This window comes from Rhizobium phaseoli, assembly GCF_003985125.1.
Lineage (GTDB): Bacteria > Pseudomonadota > Alphaproteobacteria > Rhizobiales > Rhizobiaceae > Rhizobium > Rhizobium phaseoli.
Genome location: NZ_ML133575.1, coordinates 20116 through 40336, shown reverse-complemented (window position 1 = coordinate 40336; position 20221 = coordinate 20116). Strand labels below are relative to the sequence as shown.

Here is a 20221-nt window from a genome sequence, read left to right as displayed (position 1 = left end):
GAACGTGACTTCAGACAGGATATTCCATGAACGTGGCTTCCCAATCGATCTTGACCGCCGACAAGGACTGGTGGCGCGGCGCGGTGATCTATCAGATCTATCCGCGCTCCTATCAGGATTCCAACGGCGACGGCATCGGCGACCTCAAGGGCATCACCGCCCGCCTGCCGCATGTGGCAAGCCTCGGCGTCGATGCGATCTGGATCTCGCCCTTCTTCACCTCGCCGATGCGCGATTTCGGTTACGACGTTTCCGATTACGAGAATGTCGATTCGATCTTCGGCACGCTGGTGGATTTCGACACGATGATCGCGGAGGCCCACCGCCTCGGCATCCGCGTGATGATCGATCTGGTCATCTCGCACAGCTCCGATCAGCATCCCTGGTTCGTGCAGAGCCGCTCCAGCAAAACCAACGCCAAGGCCGACTGGTATGTCTGGGCCGACGCCAAGCCGGATGGCACGCCGCCGAACAACTGGTTGTCGATCTTCGGCGGCTCGGCATGGGCGTGGGATCCGACGCGCATGCAATATTACCTGCATAATTTCCTCACCTCGCAGCCGGACATGAACCTGCATAGTCCGGAGGTGCAGGACCGTCTGCTCGATGTCGTGCGCTTCTGGCTCAATCGAGGCGTCGATGGCTTCCGCCTCGACACCATCAATTTCTATTTCCACGACCCGCTGTTGCGCGACAATCCCGCCCTTGCGCCTGAGCGCCGCAACGCCTCGACGGCGCCGGCGGTCAATCCCTATAATTTCCAGGAACATATCTACGACAAGAACCGGCCGGAGAATCTCGCCTTCTTGAAGCGCTTCCGCGCCGTTCTTGAGGAATTCCCGGCAATCGCCGCCGTCGGCGAGGTGGGTGACAGCCAGCGCGGCCTCGAAATCGTCGGTGAATACACCTCCGGCAACGACAAGATGCACATGTGCTACGCCTTCGAGTTCCTGGCGCCCGATCCGCTGACGCCGGAGCGCGTCGAGGAGGTGATGGAGGATTTCGAAGCCGCGGCCCCCGACGGTTGGGCCTGCTGGGCCTTCTCCAATCACGACGTCATGCGTCATGTCAGCCGCTGGGGCGGACTGGTCGCCGATCACGACGCCTTCGCCAAGCTCTACGCCTCGCTGCTGATGACGCTGCGCGGTTCCGTCTGCCTCTATCAGGGCGAGGAACTGGCGCTGACCGAAGCCGATCTCGCCTATCAGGATCTGCAGGATCCCTATGGTATCCAGTTCTGGCCGGAGTTCAAAGGCCGTGACGGCTGCCGCACGCCGATGGTCTGGGACAGCCACGTCGCCCAGGGCGGCTTTTCGACGGTCAAGCCCTGGCTGCCGGTCCCGGTCGAACATATTCTGCGCGCCGTCAATGTCCAGCAGGGCGACGAGACGTCCGTGCTCGAGCATTATCGCCGCTTCATCGCCTTCCGCAAGCTGCACCCGGCCTTTGCCAAGGGCGAGATCGAATTCGAGGAGACCGAAGGCGATATCCTGGTCTTCACCCGCGACTACAGCGACGAGAAGCTGCTCTGCATTTTCAACATGAGCCCGGCCGAGGCCAGCGTCACCCTGCCTGCGGGAGAATGGCAGGCGTTGACGGGGCATGGCTTTATCAGCAACAACTATGGCGACAAGATCGATATTCCGGCCTGGGGGGCGTATTTCGCCCGTCTCGCTTAAGGATCAGGAGGGGAGTGAGAAATGACTGGACTGACGCTGAAGGATATCCGCAAATCCTACGGTTCCGTGGACGTTCTCCACGGGATCGATCTCGATATCAAGCAGGGCGAATTCATCGTCTTCGTCGGCCCGTCCGGCTGCGGCAAGTCCACGCTTCTGCGCATGATCGCCGGTCTCGAGGCGATCACCGGCGGCGAGATGTATATTGACGGCCATCTCGTCAATGACGTGCCGCCGTCGAAGCGCGGCATCGCCATGGTCTTCCAGTCCTATGCGCTCTATCCGCACATGACCGTCTTCGACAATATGGCTTTCGGCATGAAGATTGCCGGCGAAAGCAAGCAGGAGATCGACCGCCGTGTGCGGGCGGCGGCCGAGAGCCTGCAGCTGACCAAATATCTCGACCGCCTGCCGAAGGCGCTTTCCGGCGGCCAGCGCCAGCGTGTGGCGATCGGCCGCGCCATCTGCCGCGATCCGAAGGTCTTCCTGTTCGACGAGCCGCTGTCCAACCTTGATGCTGCGCTGCGTGTCGCCACCCGCATCGAGATCGCCCGCCTCAACGAGCAGATGGCCGACACGACGATGATCTATGTCACCCACGACCAGGTCGAGGCGATGACGCTCGCCGACCGCATCGTCGTTCTCTCCGCCGGCAATATCGAGCAGGTCGGCGCGCCGCTGGAGCTCTACGAGCGCCCGGCCAACCTCTTCGTCGCCAAATTCATCGGCTCGCCGGCCATGAACATCATCCCGGCGACGGTCTCAGGCACCGGCAGCCAGACGACGGTGACGCTCACCGGCGGCATGTCGGTGACGCTCGATGTCGCGACTGACGCATCCGAGAAGGGCAAGCAGGCAAGCTTCGGCGTTCGTCCGGAGGATCTGAGGATTGCCGACGGCGCCGATTATCTTTTCGAAGGCGAGGTGTCGATCGTCGAAGCGCTCGGAGAAGTGACGCTGCTCTATATCGAGGGCCTCGTCCCAGGCGAACCGATCGTCGTCAAGCTGCCGGGTATCTACGACGTTCACAAGGGCCAGAGAATGCGCTTTGCCGCCGACCGGCAGAAGCTGCATCTCTTCGATGCAAGCGGCCATACCTACCGGAAATGAGACAGCCATTTTTGGGGTCATAATCCCGAGAATTATACTTGGCGGACCGGATTCTCACTTTCTGTTAAAGATCGGCTGCTACCTTTTCCTCGTCAATTTATGAGGGGGATAAGCAAGTGGCCGCTTCCAATCCGTCACAGCCAAGATCTCATTTCCTGAGCAAGGAAGAATCCTTCATGTACGACCGCGAGGCGCGGTTCAAAATGGAGGATACGATGAACGCCGCGCGGATCGAATATACGGAAAAGGGTGTCATGCACGCGGCTTCGCGCCGTTGCGACATCGTCCGGATTTCGATGAGCAGCGCGACGCTCGCGATCCTGACCCAGTTCAACCTGCCGAAGCAGTTCTATCTGGATATTCCGGATGCCCGCATCACCAAGGTCGGTTGCCTGCTGATGAAGGTCAACGCCAACAACACGATCGAAGTCCGCTTCCTGCGCCTGCTGACGCAGAAGGAGCTGAACAAGATCTTCGTCTACAGCACGCACCCGGCGCACAAGGACTACGTTCTCGACATTCGCGCCTGACGGCCTCGGACAGACAAAAGAAAACCCGCAGGCTGCTTCACGCGCCCGCGGGTTTTTCTTGTCCGCAGCACCCCGGTTCAATACTTGGATAACCCTCTCCTCGGCGTCGCCTTAACTGAGCTTGCTGTGGAAGTGTGACGCAACCCGGTCAGCACATTGACGCACTGTCTCAGCTTGGTCGTAAAAGTCGAAGTGTTTTCCCTCAATCCAATGAAGGTCTTTCGGGCCTGCCAAAAGGTCATACACTTTGCGAGCCTGATCAGGGAACGCCGCACCATCTGAGTGAACGACGAGTGCCGGTACAGTAACATGGGGAGCCTGCGCCAAAGGATCAAACGCAAGCCAAGGCTCCCAGGCCATAACTGCAAACTCGTTGCGCCAGGCACGAACGCTCCCGCCGCGTGACTGATCCATATAGTATTCGCTGGGGCTGGGGCTCACTGCCGATTTGTCGTTCGGCATGTACGCGAAGACCGTTTCGATTACCCCATATTCGTCGTATCGTTTACGCGCCTGTCGACCTGCCGCGATCCGGTTGTCGATACCTTCGCGGCCGAACATCTTCAACGCGAGTTCGGGGTCGGAGAAAAACCCTGCAACGGTGGCCAACGCGCCCACGTTGGGGTCCTTCGCACCCGTGTAGAGAGCCGTGCCCCCTGATGTGCAAATCCCAAGAATGCCGGTTCCAGTCACATCGCTACGTTTCTTCAAATACCGAAGCGCGGCCGATAAGTCCTCCGCCTTCGAAGCCTGCTCCTCGAACTGGCGCATCGCACCGCTACTCTCGCCGTAATTGCGATAATCAATTGCGAGCGCAATGATGCCGCGTCGGGCAAGTTCGCCAGCATAATTTCCGCCCATCTGCTCCTTCACCGAGGTTAGCGAACCGCCGACCGCGACGGCCGGATAGCGACGCGATGGATCATGTCCCTCTGGAAGATATAGATTGGCGACGACGAATCCGACCCCGCTTGCAAAACTGACTTTCTGCGCCGCTGGTTGGCTTCGTTCGGTCAGTGTCTGTGCCATAGTATTTTTTCCTGTGCTGAAGAGAACGGCTGTCGCCCCAATAGCGAGTCCGAGGTTCCGGCGTGTGATCGATGCAATAGGCATTGGCGACAACTCCTAACGAAGGTTCTAAAGATATCCGATGGAGTTTGGTTTGATAATCTGCAGAAAACTAAAAGGGTTTGTAAGGCGGATTTGATAATGAGAGCTGACATCTTTGAAGGAATAGTCGTCTTCACTCGTGTCGCGGCACGACGCAGCTTTACTGCTGCTGCGCTTGAACTCGGCGTGACACCTGCTGCAATCAGTTGGACGATCAAGCAACTGGAGGCGCGTGTGGGGGCACCGCTCTTCACGCGCACAACGCGTTCAGTTGGCCTTACCGAAGCGGGACAAGTTTTTTTGGAGCAGGCTTCAGCGGGCGTCGCCTACGTTGAAGCTGCATATGAGGCCGCTCAGCGCCTCAGTGATAACCCACGAGGGCTTCTGCGGTTGAGCGTTCCTTACGTGGCGCAAACTCTTATCGAACCTATGCTCAAGGGCTTTACTGATGCGTATCCGGACATCGAACTTGAACTGGTCTTTGAGGACCGTTTTGTTGACGTCGCCGGAGAAGGCTATGACGCGGGCATCAGGATCGGGGAGATGATCGCACAGGATATGGTGGCAGTACGGCTGACCCCAGCTTCTCCGAGGGTTGTCGTGGGGTCACCCGCTTACTTCGCAGAACGCGGGAAGCCTCTGCGGCCAGAAGAGCTTGAGCGTCACTCCTGTATCAATATTCGCCTCGCAGGAGGCGCGGTCTACCGCTGGGATTTTGTCGAGCACACCGAGGAGATTGGGACTCGGAGCTTCGTGATGGATGTGGCAGGAGGTCTCACCGTAAATGGACCCGCGACTTCTCTTTCAGCCGCGCAGGCAGGTGTCGGTTTAGCCTACAATATCGCTGGCGTTGTCGAGCCGCTGATCCGCCAGGGTCTCCTCGAAACCTGCCTCGAAACGTTCATGCCCACGAGTCCTGGTTTTTTCATCTATTTTCCGGACCGAAAACAAGCGCTACCCAAATTGCGGGCGTTTGTAGATTACTGGCACAATTATCATCCCTCTCAAGCCAACTCGCCCAATGCTCAGATCGTCAAGCAAAAGGCGAAATCGGAGTCCGGCGCAACCTGATTAACGTGTTAGGGGAAACACCGCTTAAGATTCAATGGTGGAACAGCACGCTCGCACCCTGATCCGAAGCGCCGACGGCGCGGCGGAAGGGCGCGAAGAGCTCGCGGCCCATGCCGAATTCATTGTCGGAGAGATCAACGGTCACCGGCTCGCGCTCGGCCATGTCGGCGGCGTCGACGAGCACTTCGAGCGTGCCCTTGATCGCGTCCAGGCGAATGATGTCGCCGTTCTTGATGCGGGCGATCGGGCCGCCGTCGACCGCTTCCGGCGTCACGTGGATCGCCGCCGGCACCTTGCCGGAGGCGCCGGACATGCGCCCATCGGTCAGGAGCGCCACGCGGAAGCCGCGATCCTGCAGCACGCCGAGCGGCGGTGTCAGCTTGTGCAGCTCCGGCATGCCGTTCGCCTTCGGCCCCTGGAAGCGCACGACGGCGACGAAATCGCGGTTGAGCTTGCCTTCCTTGAAGGCGTCCTGCAGTTCCTGCTGGCTGTGGAAGACGATCGCCGGCGCCTCGATGATGTGGCGCTCCGGCTTGACGGCCGAGATCTTGATGACCGCCTTGCCGAGATTGCCGCGTAGCATCTTCAGCCCGCCATTGGCCTGGAACGGCGTCTCGATGCTGGAGAGCACCTTCGGATCATGGCTCTTTTCCGGCGACGGCTCGCGCAACACGCCGCGGTTTTCGCCGAGGCGGGCATCGACCGTATAGGCTTGGAGGCCCTGGCCGAAGACCGTACGCACGTCGTCATGCACCAGGCCGTGCTTGAGGAGTTCCTTGATCAGGAAGCCCATGCCACCGGCCGCCTGGAAATGGTTCACGTCGGCAAGCCCATTCGGATAGACGCGGGCCAGCAGCGGCACGATTTCCGAAAGCTCGGCAATGTCCTGCCAGGTGAGCTGGATGCCGGCTGCCCGCGCCATGGCAACGAGGTGCAGCGTGTGATTGGTCGAGCCGCCAGTCGCATGCAGGCCGACGACGCCGTTGACGATCGAGCGTTCGTCGATCATCTCGCCCGCCGGCGTGAATTCGTTGCCGAGCGCGGTGATCGCCAGCGCCCGCTTGGCGGCTTCGCGCGTCAGCGCTTCACGCAGCGGCGTGCCGGGGTTGATGAAGGAGGAGCCAGGCATATGGAAGCCCATGATCTCCATCAGCATCTGGTTGGAATTGGCAGTGCCGTAGAAGGTGCAGGTGCCGGGGCCGTGATACGATTTCGATTCCGCCTCCAGCAGCTCGGCGCGCCCGACCTTGCCCTCGGCAAAGAGCTGGCGTACGCGCGACTTCTCGTCGTTCGGCAGGCCAGTCGTCATCGGCCCGGCCGGAACGAAGATCGACGGCAGATGCCCGAAGGAGAGCGCCGCGATGACGAGGCCGGGCACGATCTTGTCGCAGACGCCGAGGAAGAGGGCGGCGTCGAACATGTTGTGCGACAGTCCGACGCCGGCAGCCATGGCGATCAGGTCACGCGAGAAGAGCGACAGCTCCATGCCGGGCTGCCCCTGGGTGACGCCATCGCACATGGCCGGCACGCCGCCCGCCACCTGGGCGACGCCGCCCGCCTCGGCGGCCGCCTCGCGGATGATGGCCGGATAGGTCTCGAACGGCTGGTGAGCCGAGAGCATGTCGTTATAGGCGGTGATGATGCCGAGATTGGCGATGCGGTCGCCGGCGAGCGCGTCCTTCTCGGCGGGGGAACAGACCGCAAAACCGTGGGCGAGGTTGGCGCAGCCGAGCACCGAGCGTTGCACGCCCTTGGAGGCGGCGGCGCGCAGCCGTTCCAGATAGCGCTCACGGGTTGGCTTGGAGCGTTCGACAATGCGATCGGTGATCGCAGCAATGCGTGCGTGAGCGGACATGGAAGATCCCTGCCTTGTTCTGGTTCGTCTCAATGTGTTCGCCGGCTCCGGCGGCTGTCAGTCCGTATCAGGGAGCCCAATAAATCTCGACCGGGGAAGTGGCCCGGCGCAGAACGGCGCGGATCGGCATGTCTGCCTCTTCACCGCTGCCTTCCGCCTTGGCGAGAACGTCTTTTTTGCCTTCGCCCTCGATATGGAGAACCAGGAGTGCGGCATCCTGAAGACTGGAGAAGGTAAAGGTCAGCCGCGGCTCGCCGGCGCCTTCCGCCTCCATGGTGATGACGCCGCGCGGCGTCGAGGCATCGAGCGCCTCGGCAAGATTGCTGCCGCCGGGAAAGAACGATGCCGTATGGCCGTCGCCGCCCATGCCGAGGATGACGACGTCGAAGGGGATGCCGATCTCGGCACTCTTTGCCGTCGCCAGCCGTGCGGCCTCCTCGACGGAGGCTGCCGGCTGGTACAGCGGCACGAAACGCGCCGCCTTCGCCTTGTTCTGCAACAGGTTGGCATCGACCAGCAGATGGTTCGAGCGCGGATTGTCGGCCGGAACGAAGCGTTCGTCAACCAAAGTGATCGTCACCTTGTCCCAGGCGATTTCGCGCGTCGACAGCGCCTGGAAAAAGGCCTTCGGCGTCGAGCCGCCGGAAACGGCGATGGAGGCGGCGCCGCGGGCGGCGATCGCCGCCGAAAGCGTATCGGCGACCTTGTCGGCGAGGCTGCCCGCGAGGTCTGCGGCACTGGCGAAGGAATGCAGGGTCGATGCCATCGATGTCGTCCTAGATATCGTCATGCCAGGTGCGGCCGTCGCGCTCGATCAGCGCGATGGCCTGGCTCGGGCCCCAGGTGCCGGCCGTATAGCCCTGCACCTGCTGGCCGGTGGTTTCCCAACCTTTCAGGATCGGGTCGACCCACTTCCATGCAGCTTCGACTTCGTCGCGGCGCATGAACAATGTCTGGTTGGAGCGGATCACGTCCATCAGCAGGCGCTCGTAGGCGTCGGGATTGCGGACGTTGAAGGCCTGGGCGAAGCTCATGTCGAGCGAGACATTGCGCAGGCGCATGCCGCCCGGGCCCGGATCCTTAATCATCAGCGACTGCTTGACGCCCTCGTCCGGCTGCAGGCGGATGATCAGCTGGTTCTGGCTGATGCGGCCGGCGGCCTGATCGAAGATTGCATGCGGGATCGACTTGAAAGTGATGACGATCTCGGACATGCGCCCGGCGAGGCGCTTGCCGGTTCTGATATAGAAGGGAACGCCGGCCCAGCGCCAGTTGTTGATCTCGGCCTTGATGGCGACGAAGGTCTCGGTGTTGGAGACGCCGCCTTCGAGCTCTTCGAGATAGCCCTTGACCGGGCCGCTGCCGGAGGCGCCGGCGCGATACTGGCCGCGCACCGTCGCCTGCTCGACATTCGAGGCATCGAGCGGCTTCAGCGCTCGCAGCACCTTGAGCTTCTCGTCGCGAACGGCTTCCGAATCCATCGACGACGGCACTTCCATCGCCGTCAGGCAGAGCAGCTGCAGAATGTGGTTCTGCACCATGTCGCGCAGCGCGCCCGCGGTGTCGTAATAGCCGGCGCGGCCTTCGAGGCCGACCGCTTCGGCCACGGTGATCTGCACGTGGTCGATATAGTTGGCATTCCACAGCGGCTCGTAGAGCGCATTGGCAAAGCGCAGTGCCATCAGGTTCTGCACCGTTTCCTTGCCGAGATAGTGGTCGATGCGGAAGATCTGCTCTTCCTTGAAGGCGCGGCCGATCATGTCGTTGAGCTGCAGCGCCGATGCGAGGTCACGGCCGATCGGCTTCTCGACGACGATGCGGGTCGATTTGGTGATCAGCTTATGGTCGTGGATCTTCTGCGAAATGTCGCCGAAGATGCCGGGCGCGACCGCCAGATAGAAGGCGCGCACCCGATCCTTGCCCTCATCGAGCAGCTTCTTCAGCTCATCCCAGCCGCTGTCGGCGCGGGCATCGACCGAGACGTAAGAGAGGCGGGCGCAGAACTTCTCGACTTCGTTCTCGTCATATTCGCCCTTCTTCAGATGTTCCTTCAGCGCGTCGCGGGCGAATTTGCGGTATTCCTCGTGGGTCAGCGGGCTGCGCGAAGCGCCGATTACCCGGGTCGGTTCGCCGAACTGGCCTTCGATCTGGCGATGATAGAGGGCGGGCAGCAACTTGCGTTCGGCAAGGTCGCCGCTGCCGCCGAAGACGACGTAATCAAAAGGCTCAACGGGAATGATCTGGCTGCTCATGAGCTTGTCTCTCAATCAGGCTGGTTGGCGGCCCTTTTAATCTAATCGATTTAAAAAAGCCAGTGTGCAGTGCAATGAATCTGTCAGGCACCGGTTTTAGAGCGAATTTCCATGAGAGGAAATCCGCAATCGGACTAAAACTTGTCGCGAAGCGCAAACCACGACAAGGCGAGGAAAAGCAGCGGCGCCCGCATGCGGGCTCCACCGGGAAAGGCCGGAATATCGAGCGATTTGAACAGATCCAGCTCGCCGGATTTCCCCAGCACCGTTTCCGCATAGAGCTTGCCACAGTAGTTTGACAGCATGACGCCATGGCCGGAATAACCGCCGATCGACGTGACGCCGGGCATCACCTCGCGCACGAAGAGCTGGCGCGGCATGGTGATGCCGACGCTGCCGCCCCAGGCATGGGTGATCTCGATGTCTTGCAGATCAGGATAGATTTCGGCGATCTGCCGGCGGATATGCTGCGAAATGTCTCGCGGATTGTCGGCCGTATAGGCCTCGCGTCCGCCGAACAGCAGACGGCCTTCGAATCGGCGGAAATAACGCACGACGAAGCGCGAATCGGCGACGGACTCGCCGCCTGGCAGCACGTCGGGATGTTTTTCGAGCGGAACGGTGGCGCCGATGAAGGAGCGGATCGGCATGACATGGCTTGCCGTCACCGGTTCGAGGCCGTCGATATGTCCGTCGCAGGCAATCAGCGCCCGATCGGCGGTGATCGTGCCCCTTTCGGTTTCGATCGTCACCTTGCCGCCGCCCTGGCGGATCGCCTTTGCCGGCGTCATCTCGAAGATGGCAGCCCCCGCATCGGCGGCTACCCGCGCCAGCCCGACGAGCAGTTTCAGCGGATGGATATGGCCGGTGCCGACGTCGCGCACACCGCAGTAAAAACGCTTCGAGCCGAGCCGCTCCTGCGTTTCCTTCCTATCCATGAAGCGCAGATACGGATAGTCGTAGCGCCGCGCGGCAATGTCGGCATTCCGACGATAGTCGCGTTCGTAGCTTGCCTTGTGCGCGACGTTGAGCTGGCCGGGCACATAATCGATCTCGATCCGATGTTCCCGAGCGAAATCGAGAAGATAGTGCTTGGCCGCTTCGGCGACGTTAAACAGCGCCTTCGAGCGTTCATAACCGATCTTTTCCTCGAGCTCTTCCGGCCACCATCGCTGGCCGGTACCGAGCTGTCCGCCATTGCGCCCGGACGCCCCGTCGCCGAAGCGCCAGGCCTCGATCAGCACCACCGAAACGCCTGACTTGGCGAGGTGATAGGCGGCCTGCAGACCGGTATAGCCACCGCCGATAATGGCAACGTCGCATGTTCTCGAGCCGTCGAGAGCGGCGTAGGTGGGCCGCTCGCCGACGGTGGCCTGATACCAGGACAGCCCGGGCGCGATCGGGCTCTGCCACATCTCCTGCGATGCCATCCTATCCCTCACACGTTGAGCAGAAGGAATTCCCGCTCCCAGGGGCTGATCACCTGCATGAAGGTTTCGAACTCGCCGCGTTTGACGCCGGCATAAAGGCCGATGAACTGCGTGCCGAACACCTCTTCGAAGGCGGGCTCGTCCTCCATCAGCGCCACGGCCTCCAAGAGGCCGCGCGGCAGGTCGATCGAGCCCTCATTGGCCGAATCCTCCGTCGGCGCCGTCGGCTCGATCTGCTTCATGATGCCGAGCAGGCCGGAAGCGAGCGAGGCGGCGAGCGCCAGATAGGGATTGGCGTCCGAACTCGGCAGGCGGTTTTCCACGCGCCTGGCCTGCGGATCGGACACCGGGACGCGGAAAGCGGTGGTCCGGTTGTCGTAGCCCCAGGCATTGTTGACAGGGCAGGACATGTCGGGCTGCAAGCGCCGGTAGGAATTCACGTATGGGGCAAGCATCGCCATCGCGCTCGGCACGAATTTCTGCATGCCGCCGATGAAGTGGAAGAATTCCTTCGAGGCCGATCCGTCCGCATTGGAAAAGACGTTCTTGCCCGTCTCGATATTGACCACCGACTGATGGATATGCATCGCCGAGCCCGGCTGGCCCTGCATCGGCTTGGCCATGAAGGTCGCATAGATGTCGTGTTTCAGTGCCGCCTCGCGGATCGTGCGTTTGAACAGGAACACCTGGTCGGCAAGCTCGATCGGATTGCCGTGGCGCAGGTTGATTTCGAGCTGGGCCGGTCCCTCCTCATGGATCAGCGTGTCGATCTCCAGCCCCTGTTTCTCCGAGAAATGGTAGATGTCGTCGATCAGTTCGTCGAATTCGTTGATGCCGGCGATCGAATAACCCTGGCCGCCGAGGATCGAGCGGCCGGAGCGGCCCTTCGGCGGATGCAGCGGATAGTCGGGGTCGTCATTCTTGGCGACCAGGTAGAATTCGATCTCGGGCGCGACGATCGGCTTCCAGCCGCGGTCGTGATAGAGGCTCATGATCCGCTTCAGCACGTTGCGCGGCGTATAGGGGACTTCGCCGCCATCCGAATCGACGATGTCGCAGATCACCTGCGCCGTCGGGTCGGTTTCCCAGGGCACGACCGAAAGGGTCGAAAGATCGGGCATCAGCTTGAGGTCGCTGTCGCGCGGCTCATAGCGGAAGCTCTCCGTCTCTTCGGGATATTCGCCGGAAATCGTGTGCCGATAGATCGCCGAAGGCAGCGCCAGCGAGGTGTTCGAGGTGAATTTCGAGCTCGGCATCATCTTGCCGCGCGGCACGCCGGCAAGGTCGGGCGTAATGCATTCGATGTCTTCGATGCCCCTGGCTCTCAGCCATTGCGCCGCTTCCTTCCAGTTCGCAACGCCGCGCAGGGATCCGGGGTCCGGAGGGGTTTTCGTCGAGGCGGGTACGGTTCTGGCAGGCTTCAGCGTCGTCTTTTTTGGGGACATGACACACCGGTTTGGTTGATCTTGGCGCTAGCATAGCCGGACTTTGCCAATTGGCGAGGGGGTGAGAACGTTGACTTTCGCTCTTCGATGGAAAAAGAAGACGCCGATTTGATTAAGGAAACGGGTTTGCAGCGCAAAAGCGACGTCATCGTCATCGGCGCCGGGGCGGCGGGCATGATGGCGGCCATCCGCGCGGGAAAGCGCGGTCGCTCCGTCGTGGTCCTCGACCATGCGCGGTCGCCCGGCGAGAAGATCCGCATCTCCGGCGGCGGCCGCTGCAATTTCACCAATATCCATGCCGGGCCGAAGAATTTCCTGTCCGCCAATCCGCATTTCTGCAAGTCGGCGCTCGCACGGTTCACCCCCGCGGATTTCATCGCCATGGTCGAGCGGCACGGCATCGCCTGGCATGAAAAGACGCTCGGCCAGCTGTTCTGCGACGACAGCGCCAAGGATATCATCCGCATGCTCTTGGACGAGATGCGCGCCGTCGGCGCGATGCTGCAGCTCGGCACCGAGATATCGGCCGTCGACAGGCTGGCGACGGGTTTCCGCGTCTCGACCGGCGACGGCGTTTACGAAGCTGCATCGCTGATCGTCGCCACCGGCGGCAAATCGATCCCGAAGATGGGCGCCACCGGCTTTGCCTATCGCCTCGCCGAGCAGTTCGGCCTGGCCGTGCTCGAAACTCGCCCCGGCCTTGTGCCGCTGACGCTCGATCCCGGCCTGCTCGCAAGCATTGCGCCGCTTGCCGGCATTTCCGCTCCGGCCGAAATTCGCCATAGCAAGACCGCCTTCCGCGAAGCGCTGCTGTTTACCCATCGCGGCTTGAGCGGACCTGCCATCCTGCAGATCTCCTCCTATTGGCGCGAAGGCGACGAGATCGTCCTTGCCATCGAACCGGATATCGACATCGCCGCGCAGCTGAAGACGGCAAAGCAGCTGAACGGCCGCCAGTCGGCCCAGACCGCGCTTGGCGAGATCCTGCCGAAGCGGCTGGCGCAGTTTCTCGTCGAACGCGAAAAGATCTCCGGCAATATGGCCGACCTACCCGACAAGACGTTGCTTCGCCTTGCCGCGAGCGCTCAGAACCTTGCCGTCAAACCCTCCGGCTCTGAAGGCTATCGCACCGCCGAAGTGACGCTCGGCGGCATCGATACGGCCGCGCTCGATTCACGCAGCATGGAGGCCAAGGCTGTGCCCGGCCTCTATTTCATCGGCGAATGCGTCGACGTCACCGGCTGGCTCGGCGGCTATAATTTCCAGTGGGCCTGGGCCTCGGGATTTGCTGCGGGCGAATGCGCCTGACGCGTTCGATTTCTGCATATTGGCGGAACCGCTGCTCAGTATATTAGCAATGCCGATTCAAGACTTCTTAAGAGAGGTGCGCCATCCTGTCTCAATTGGCTGTTTGCAAAGCTCTTCCTAAATTAAGCTTTACCGGCAAGCCGTTTTGTTGGATTGTTGTGTCAGAAGAGTGAGGTTTCGAGCATGACCAGAAACGCACGACGCGCCCGCGCCATCGCAATCACCCAGGCAAAGCCTGACAACAGGATGGCCGTCCTGCGATATTTGATGCTCGCAGCCGGCGCCACAGCCGCCAGCCTGGCGCTGTTGCTCGCGCACTTCCTCTGACCCTTGCTCGCATCCTGAAGTAACCTTGCCGCCTTCGATCGCGACATTGCGGTCCTGTGGCGCATAAATTGCAACTATTTCACCGTCTTGGCTGCAGCAGCCATCACCGCTTATCCGAAAATTAATATCTAATCTGACACAATTGCCCGCGATTATTTGGGCATCTCCAACTTGCTTGGACATGAACCGGCAATGACTGCCGCCTGGCTTCCGGGTTCCCCAATGTAAAGAGAATAGCTCGATGTGCACTCGGCTGGCGCGCCTGATGGCTGCCCGCGGGAGGAGTAGTGTATGAAAGGCCCGGAACGCCATGTTGATTGACAAGATTCTTTCCCGCTTCAAGATCAAAACGAAGGTTCTGATCTTCGTTCTGCCCTTCGTTGTGACCATTTCGGCGGTGGGCCTGACGGGCCTTTATGCTTCCGGACTGCTGCAGGGCCGCATGGAAATCTCCAACAGCGTGCTACAGTCGCTGAGCGGGTTCAAGGATCTCTACGGTTCGATGGACGATTTCCTGCGCATCACCAGCCAGCAGGCGCGTGACAAGCTGCTCACCGATCTGAAGACCCAGCAGGGCGTGCTCGACCAGACGCTGAACCAGGTGGGCGAAGAAGCTTCCGGCCGCGACAGCCTTGCGGAAGCTTCCCGCCGCACCAAGGATATTTCGGGCGTCGTCGACAAGCTCTGGGCCCTGCATGAGCAGGAAGTCGCGCTGCATGAGCAGATCGACGCGGCGCAGAAGAGCCTGATCAGCACCCGCTTCACGGTCTCCTACCAGGCCGAGGAATTGCAGACGGCGCTGCAGCGCGACGAGAGCGCCGCCACCGTCACCCTGCGCACCGCCGACCGCCTGCTCAAGGGCGGCGATTTCCTCGGCACCGTCGCCAGCGGTTTCAGCAAGCCGCAGACGCCGCAGGACAAGATCGCCTTCATCAATGAACAGATGCCGGAGATCATCAAATCTCAGCGCCTGATCGCCATTTCGGTTCCGACCAATCAGAAGAATGTGGTCGACGCCTTGGCCGCAACCATCGACAGCATCAAGGCGATCGCCCAGATGCCGGCGCCGACCGACGAGAACATCGCCGAACTCGGCCGTCTCGTCTCCCGCTTCCGCCAGACCTCGACCTATACGCAGCTGACCGCGACGCAGAAGATGCGCGAGGCGACGCAGCGCTTCGCCGAGCTCGAGGGCCGCATCGCCCAGACCAACTCGGTGCTTCAGGATACGCGTCGCCTGGAAAATTCCGTCTACGCGCTGCAGATCGTGCTGTCCGACTTCCTCGCCAATTCGAGCAAGGACAACCTCGTGCGCCTGCAGCAGCAGGCCGGGACGCTCGGCAAGGACATGCAGGTGCTGACCACCAGCGCCAAGGGCATGGGCTTTGCCGAAGGCATTTCCGACGCGATCCAGCCGGCCCTCGACGCCATTTCCGGCGGTGGTTCGAAGATCGTCGATACGATCGGCGAGCGCGTCACGGCCTATGCCGCCGCCCGACAGGAACTCGACCAGATCTGGACGAAGCTGACCGACTTCGCCGAGCTGCAGAAGCAGACGGCCGGCACCGAGCGCACCCAGGCAAACAGCATCTCGGTGCTGACCACCGGCCTCGGCATCCTGCTGTCGATCCTCGGCGGCATCGCCCTGGTGCTGACGCTGCAGCGCCCGATCAGCCAGATCACTGCCGCCATGCGCCGCATCGCCGAAGGGTCGCTGGATACCAGCATTTCAGGCGAGCAGCGCTACGACGAGATCGGCGACATGGCCCGCGCACTCGGCATCTTCAAGGAAAATGCCATCTCGAAGATCCGCATCGAGGAGCAGAGCGACGAGGAACGCGCCGCTGCCGAACATGAGCGCCAGCGCAACGACGCCGAAAAGCGCGAGATGGATCGCCAAATCGAATTTGCGGTCAATGCGCTCGCCGCGGGCCTTGAACGCATGTCGCAGGGCGATATTTCGACGACGATCGAAACCCCCTTCATCGGCCGCCTCGAGCAGCTGCGTCAGGATTTCAACGGTTCGATGCTGCGCCTGCAGGCGACGATGAGCCAGATCCGCGACAATGTCGAACTGATCCAGGGCAACGGCAACCAGATGGCCCAGTCGGCCGAAGATCTCTCCAAGCGCACCGAACAGCAGGCGGCGTCGCTCGAGGAGACCGCGGCAGCCGTCGATCAGATCACCGTCACGGTCCGCTCGTCGGCCGAACGCGCCAAGGATGCCGACCAGATCGTCCGTCAGGCCAAGCGCAGCGCCGACGATTCCGCCGTCGTCGTCAACAATGCGATCGACGCGATGGGCCGCATCGAGGATGCCGCGCGGCAGATCGAGCAGATCATCGGCGTCATCGACGAGATCGCCTTCCAGACCAACTTGCTGGCGCTCAACGCCGGCATCGAGGCAGCACGCGCCGGCGAGGCCGGCAAGGGTTTCGCCGTCGTCGCCATGGAAGTCCGCGAGCTCGCCCAGCGCTCCGCCGCCGCCGCGCAGGAGATCAAGGGACTGATCAACAAGTCGACCAACGAGGTCAGCTCCGGCTCGCAATTCGTGCAGGAGACCGGCACGGTGCTCGCCAAGATCAGCGCCCAGATCGTCACGATCAGCCAGCATGTCGAGATGATCGCCCGCGCCAGCCACGACCAGTCCAACGCGCTGCAGAGCGTCAACTCGACCGTCAACCAGATGGACCAGATGACGCAGAAGAACGCCGCAATGGTCGAGGAGACGACCGCCGCCAGCCGCGAACTGGCCGACGAGGCCGACTCGCTGCGCCGCCTCATCCAGCAGTTCAAGATTGACGGCGGGGCGGGTGAAGCGCGGGTCTACCGCGCCGCCTGATCAAGGCTCGATTTCCATCTTTTCGAACGGCCTCGGTTTTCCGGGGCCGTTTGCGTATTTGTTGGAAACGCCCCGGAAACGGCGCGCCCGAATATCCCGGGCACCCCAGATTTACGGAAAATTTTCCTTAACGCTTTTCCTCTAATTTAGCCCTCATTGTGCCGCCGGGGGTTTTGATGCCGCGCCTTTTCTCTACATCCATCGTCCGCCAGATCGTTGCGATCACGCTGTTTCTGCTGGCGATCAGCACCGCGGCCATTGTCGGCGTGACCTACTACAATCTGAGCCGCCACGTGATGGATGGCGCCGTCTCCGACGCCAGGGATGCCGCCCGCACCATGGCTGTCCTTTACGGCGCGGCCGATCAAGCTGCGAAGATCGAGGTGAAGGACAACAAGCTTTCCGCCGTCACCGAAGAGGCCATTCCGGCCCTTGCCGATCATTCGCTGGTCGACCGCACGGCCCAGTCGATTGCCGGCGTTGCCACCATCTTCCAGAAGCAGGGCGGCGACTACGTCCGCATATCCACCAACGTCAAGAAGGAAAACGGCGACCGCGCCGTCGGCACCAAGCTTGCCGCCGAGCACCCGGCCCAGTCGGTTCTTGCCCGCGGCGAGGCCTATTTCGGCCCGGCCGAACTGTTCGGCCGCAAATTCATGACCGGTTACTTCCCGATCAAGAACGCATCGAACGCCAATGTCGGCATTCTCTTCATCGGCATTCCGATGGAGTTCTATTATCAGCGCATGAACGAGCTGCTGATGCTGGTTCTCGGCATCGGCGCCGTCGTCATGCTGCTCGTCGGTGTTCTGGCCTTCTATGCGATCCGCCTGTCGGTAAAGCCGTTGCAGGCGCTAACCGCGAGCGTCCACTCGATTTCGTCGGGCGATCTCGACAAACCGATCCCCTGTCTCGAGAAGAAGAACGAGTTCGGCGAAATCGGCCGCGCCCTCTCGCTCTTCCGCGACAGCGCCCTTGCACGGCGCGATCTGGAAACCGAGGCGGCCGAACAGCGGGCCTTGAGCGATGCCGAACGCGCCCGGAATGATGCCGACAAGCGCTCGCTCGACAGCCAGATCGACTTCGCCGTCAACCAGCTTGCCGCCGGCCTTGGGCGCCTGTCGCAGGGGGATGTCTCGCAAACGATCGGCACACCCTTTGTCGGCCGGCTGGAGCAGCTGCGCGTCGATTTCAATACCTCGCTGCTGCGGCTGCAGGATACGCTGTCCGGCATTCGCGACAGTGCCTCGACGATCCAGCGCAACAGCGGCGCCGTCTCGGCCTCTGCCGACGAGCTTTCCAAGCGCACCGAGGCGCAGGCGGCGAACCTCGAGGAAACCGCCGCTGCGGTCGAGGAGATCACCGTCACCGTCCGCTCTTCCGCCGAGCGCGCCCGTGAAGCCAACAATGTCGTGGCGGCGACCAAGAAGACGGCCGACAATTCCGGCACCGTCGTCGGCGATGCCGTCGCCGCCATGCAGCGCATCGAAGGGGCCTCGCAGCGCATCGAGCAAATCATCGAGGTGATCGACGATATCGCCTTCCAGACCAATCTTCTGGCGCTGAACGCCGGTATCGAGGCGGCACGGGCCGGCGAGGCGGGCAAGGGTTTTGCCGTCGTCGCCCAGGAGGTCCGCGAACTCGCCCAGCGTTCGGCCGATGCGGCGCGCGAGATCAAGTCGCTGATCGAAACATCCAGCCGGGAAGTGACGGCCGGCTCCGAACTGGTTCAGAAGACCGGCAGCGTTCTTGCCTCGATCAGCCAGGAAATCATTGCGATCAGCGGCCATGTCGAGACCATCGCCACCGCCAGCCGCGACCAGTCGGCGGCGCTGCAGGAGGTCAACGGTTCGGTGAACGCCATGGACCAGATGACTCAGAAGAACGCCTCGATGGTTGCCGAGACGACGCAGGCAAGCCGCCTGCTCGCCGGCGAAGCCGATACGTTGATGGCGATCATCGAGCGTTTCCGCCTCGGCGCAGAACCGGCCGCCGCTCACCTCGGCGCAAGGAAGGTTGCCTGAGCGCGGCTGTGCCGGCCGCAGGATTGCGCCGCAACGCTGCGGCGTCTTCCGTTCGATGCGATGCGCCTCAAGATGAGGTCGATCGAGGTCAGCCAAGCGGCGAAGCCAACGATGCTGTCGTCTCCGAACTCGGCATAGAACCGGTCTTCATCGGCTTTTGAACCGCTTGGCTTGCTGAAATGCCGGTATCCGTGGACGCCAGCGATGGTGATCATGTCGATCATGGCGATGTCCCTTCTTGTGTCAGACATCACTTCATTTAGGCTGCAAAATTCTCTTCATAAACAGGGAAAATCCCGCTATGTTTTTCAGCAATGAAAAACGCGAATTGGGATTCCTATCAGCTTTTCCTGCAGGTCGCCCGGCTCGGCGGTCTGACGGGAGCGAGTGCTGCCAGCGGGCTCAGCCCCGCCACGGTCGGCCGGCGCATGCTCGAGCTCGAACAGGAGGTCGGCCGCGCCCTGTTTTCGCGCAGCCAGACCGGTTATCGGCTGACGCAGGATGGCCAGGCGCTGCTCGATCATCTGCAGGAAATGGAAGCCGCCGCCCGCAAGGTGGAAGCCTGGCGGCAATCCGGTGAGGGCGGCACGACCGTCAGGATCACCACCGGCACCTGGGTCGCCTGGCTGCTGACCGAAAATTTTGCCGCGATCCGTATGCCGGGCGATGCCTTCGCCATTGCGCTCACCATCGGCGAGGCGCGGGCAAGCCTTGCCTATCGCGAGAGCGATATAGGCATTCGCGCCTTTGAGCCGGAGGAAGCGAACCTCGCCGCACGCCTGCTCGGGGAGGTGGCCTATGCCATCTATGCCAGACGCAACGCCGCCGAGACCGACGAGCGCTGGATCGCCGTTGGCGAGGATGAGGCGATCTCGGCCTATCTGCGCTGGCCGCACACCCATGCCGCATCCGGGATCGTCGCCACCGTCAACCGGCCGCGTTCGCTGCCGGATCTGGTGCGCGCCGGCGCCGGCAAGACCGTGCTTCCCTGTTTCGTCGGCGATCTCCATCCGGAATTGCAGCGCCAGGGCGGCGAATTGCCGGAATTGCGCCACCGCCAATGGATCGTCATGAACGCCGAGGATCGCCATCGCCCCGAAATCCGGACGGTCGCCGACCGAATGACCAAGCTCATCCGAAGCTATGCCGACCTTTTCGCCGGTAAACGACCGAGCCGCGGCTGATCGTCAGCGCGTTCCATGTCTATGGCTAGAACAGGATGATTTTGGACCCGGTAG

At 61.8% G+C, this 20221-nt stretch carries 16 protein-coding genes; 9 read left to right on the top strand and 7 right to left on the bottom strand.

All coding sequences use genetic code 11. The annotated features are described in order from the left end of the window. Positions 1-26 precede the first annotated feature (26 nt). From bglA to EFD56_RS18940, 3 genes are all read left to right on the top strand, one after another. Positions 27-1679 carry a beta-galactosidase BglA gene (gene bglA / locus EFD56_RS18950; protein WP_126905968.1) on the top strand — a complete coding sequence of 551 codons (1653 nt, stop codon included), beginning with the start codon at positions 27-29 and terminating at the stop codon, positions 1677-1679. A 21-nt stretch (positions 1680-1700) separates the two neighbouring features. Further along, positions 1701-2789, top strand: coding sequence for an ABC transporter ATP-binding protein (locus tag EFD56_RS18945; protein WP_004672339.1), 1089 nt, complete (start codon positions 1701-1703; stop codon positions 2787-2789). A 176-nt stretch (positions 2790-2965) separates the two neighbouring features. Continuing rightward, the gene (locus EFD56_RS18940) at positions 2966-3319 is read left to right on the top strand and encodes a hypothetical protein (protein WP_009996042.1); all 354 of its coding nucleotides are present in this window, start codon (positions 2966-2968) and stop codon (positions 3317-3319) included. 111 nt (positions 3320-3430) lie between these two features. On the opposite strand, the gene EFD56_RS18935 is transcribed toward EFD56_RS18940, so the two are convergent. Further along, on the bottom strand, positions 3431-4348 hold the full coding sequence (locus tag EFD56_RS18935) for an alpha/beta hydrolase (protein ID WP_225883860.1): 918 nt from the start codon (positions 4346-4348) through the stop codon (positions 3431-3433). Positions 4349-4528: 180 nt separating this feature from the next. Here EFD56_RS18935 and EFD56_RS18930 point away from each other — a divergent pair, with 180 nt between their 5' ends. Then, entirely contained in the window at positions 4529-5500 is a 972-nt protein-coding gene (locus EFD56_RS18930) for a LysR family transcriptional regulator (protein ID WP_126905966.1), read from the top strand. A 31-nt stretch (positions 5501-5531) separates the two neighbouring features. On the opposite strand, the gene edd is transcribed toward EFD56_RS18930, so the two are convergent. The 5 genes from edd to EFD56_RS18905 all read right to left on the bottom strand — a co-directional run bounded on the left by edd (position 5532) and on the right by EFD56_RS18905 (position 12482). Then, complete coding sequence (gene edd, locus EFD56_RS18925) at positions 5532-7355, bottom strand: phosphogluconate dehydratase (RefSeq protein ID WP_085741816.1); 1824 nt, start codon at positions 7353-7355, stop codon at positions 5532-5534. A 67-nt stretch (positions 7356-7422) separates the two neighbouring features. Then, complete coding sequence (pgl, locus tag EFD56_RS18920; RefSeq protein WP_004673776.1) at positions 7423-8121, bottom strand: 6-phosphogluconolactonase; 699 nt, start codon at positions 8119-8121, stop codon at positions 7423-7425. A 10-nt stretch (positions 8122-8131) separates the two neighbouring features. Then, complete coding sequence (gene zwf, locus EFD56_RS18915; RefSeq protein WP_004673775.1) at positions 8132-9607, bottom strand: glucose-6-phosphate dehydrogenase; 1476 nt, start codon at positions 9605-9607, stop codon at positions 8132-8134. A 134-nt stretch (positions 9608-9741) separates the two neighbouring features. Then, positions 9742-11037: an NAD(P)/FAD-dependent oxidoreductase gene (locus tag EFD56_RS18910; protein WP_064817469.1), complete on the bottom strand. Its 1296-nt coding sequence runs from the start codon at positions 11035-11037 to the stop codon at positions 9742-9744. A gap of 8 nt (positions 11038-11045) precedes the next feature. Beyond that, positions 11046-12482, bottom strand: a complete 1437-nt coding sequence (locus EFD56_RS18905) for a glutamine synthetase family protein (RefSeq protein WP_016734756.1) — start codon at positions 12480-12482, stop codon at positions 11046-11048. Between the two features lie 87 nt (positions 12483-12569). Between EFD56_RS18905 and EFD56_RS18900 the strand changes: the two genes are divergently transcribed. From EFD56_RS18900 to EFD56_RS18890, 4 genes are all read left to right on the top strand, one after another. After that, positions 12570-13790, top strand: a complete 1221-nt coding sequence (locus EFD56_RS18900; protein ID WP_037143439.1) for a BaiN/RdsA family NAD(P)/FAD-dependent oxidoreductase — start codon at positions 12570-12572, stop codon at positions 13788-13790. A 183-nt stretch (positions 13791-13973) separates the two neighbouring features. Further along, entirely contained in the window at positions 13974-14117 is a 144-nt protein-coding gene (locus EFD56_RS32680) for a hypothetical protein (protein WP_164736843.1), read from the top strand. 310 nt (positions 14118-14427) lie between these two features. Further along, positions 14428-16959 carry a methyl-accepting chemotaxis protein gene (locus EFD56_RS18895; RefSeq protein WP_004673770.1) on the top strand — a complete coding sequence of 844 codons (2532 nt, stop codon included), beginning with the start codon at positions 14428-14430 and terminating at the stop codon, positions 16957-16959. 176 nt (positions 16960-17135) lie between these two features. Beyond that, the gene (locus EFD56_RS18890; protein WP_126905965.1) at positions 17136-18983 is read left to right on the top strand and encodes a methyl-accepting chemotaxis protein; all 1848 of its coding nucleotides are present in this window, start codon (positions 17136-17138) and stop codon (positions 18981-18983) included. Here EFD56_RS18890 and EFD56_RS18885 read toward each other — a convergent pair. Continuing rightward, a complete protein-coding gene (locus tag EFD56_RS18885) occupies positions 18956-19207 on the bottom strand; it encodes a hypothetical protein (protein ID WP_064823061.1) in 252 nt (83 codons plus the stop codon). The two genes, EFD56_RS18890 and EFD56_RS18885, sit on opposite strands and share 28 nt — an antisense overlap. Before the next feature lie 90 nt (positions 19208-19297). Here EFD56_RS18885 and EFD56_RS18880 point away from each other — a divergent pair, with 90 nt between their 5' ends. Continuing rightward, the gene (locus EFD56_RS18880) at positions 19298-20167 is read left to right on the top strand and encodes a LysR family transcriptional regulator (protein ID WP_085741820.1); all 870 of its coding nucleotides are present in this window, start codon (positions 19298-19300) and stop codon (positions 20165-20167) included. Positions 20168-20221: the final 54 nt, after the last annotated feature.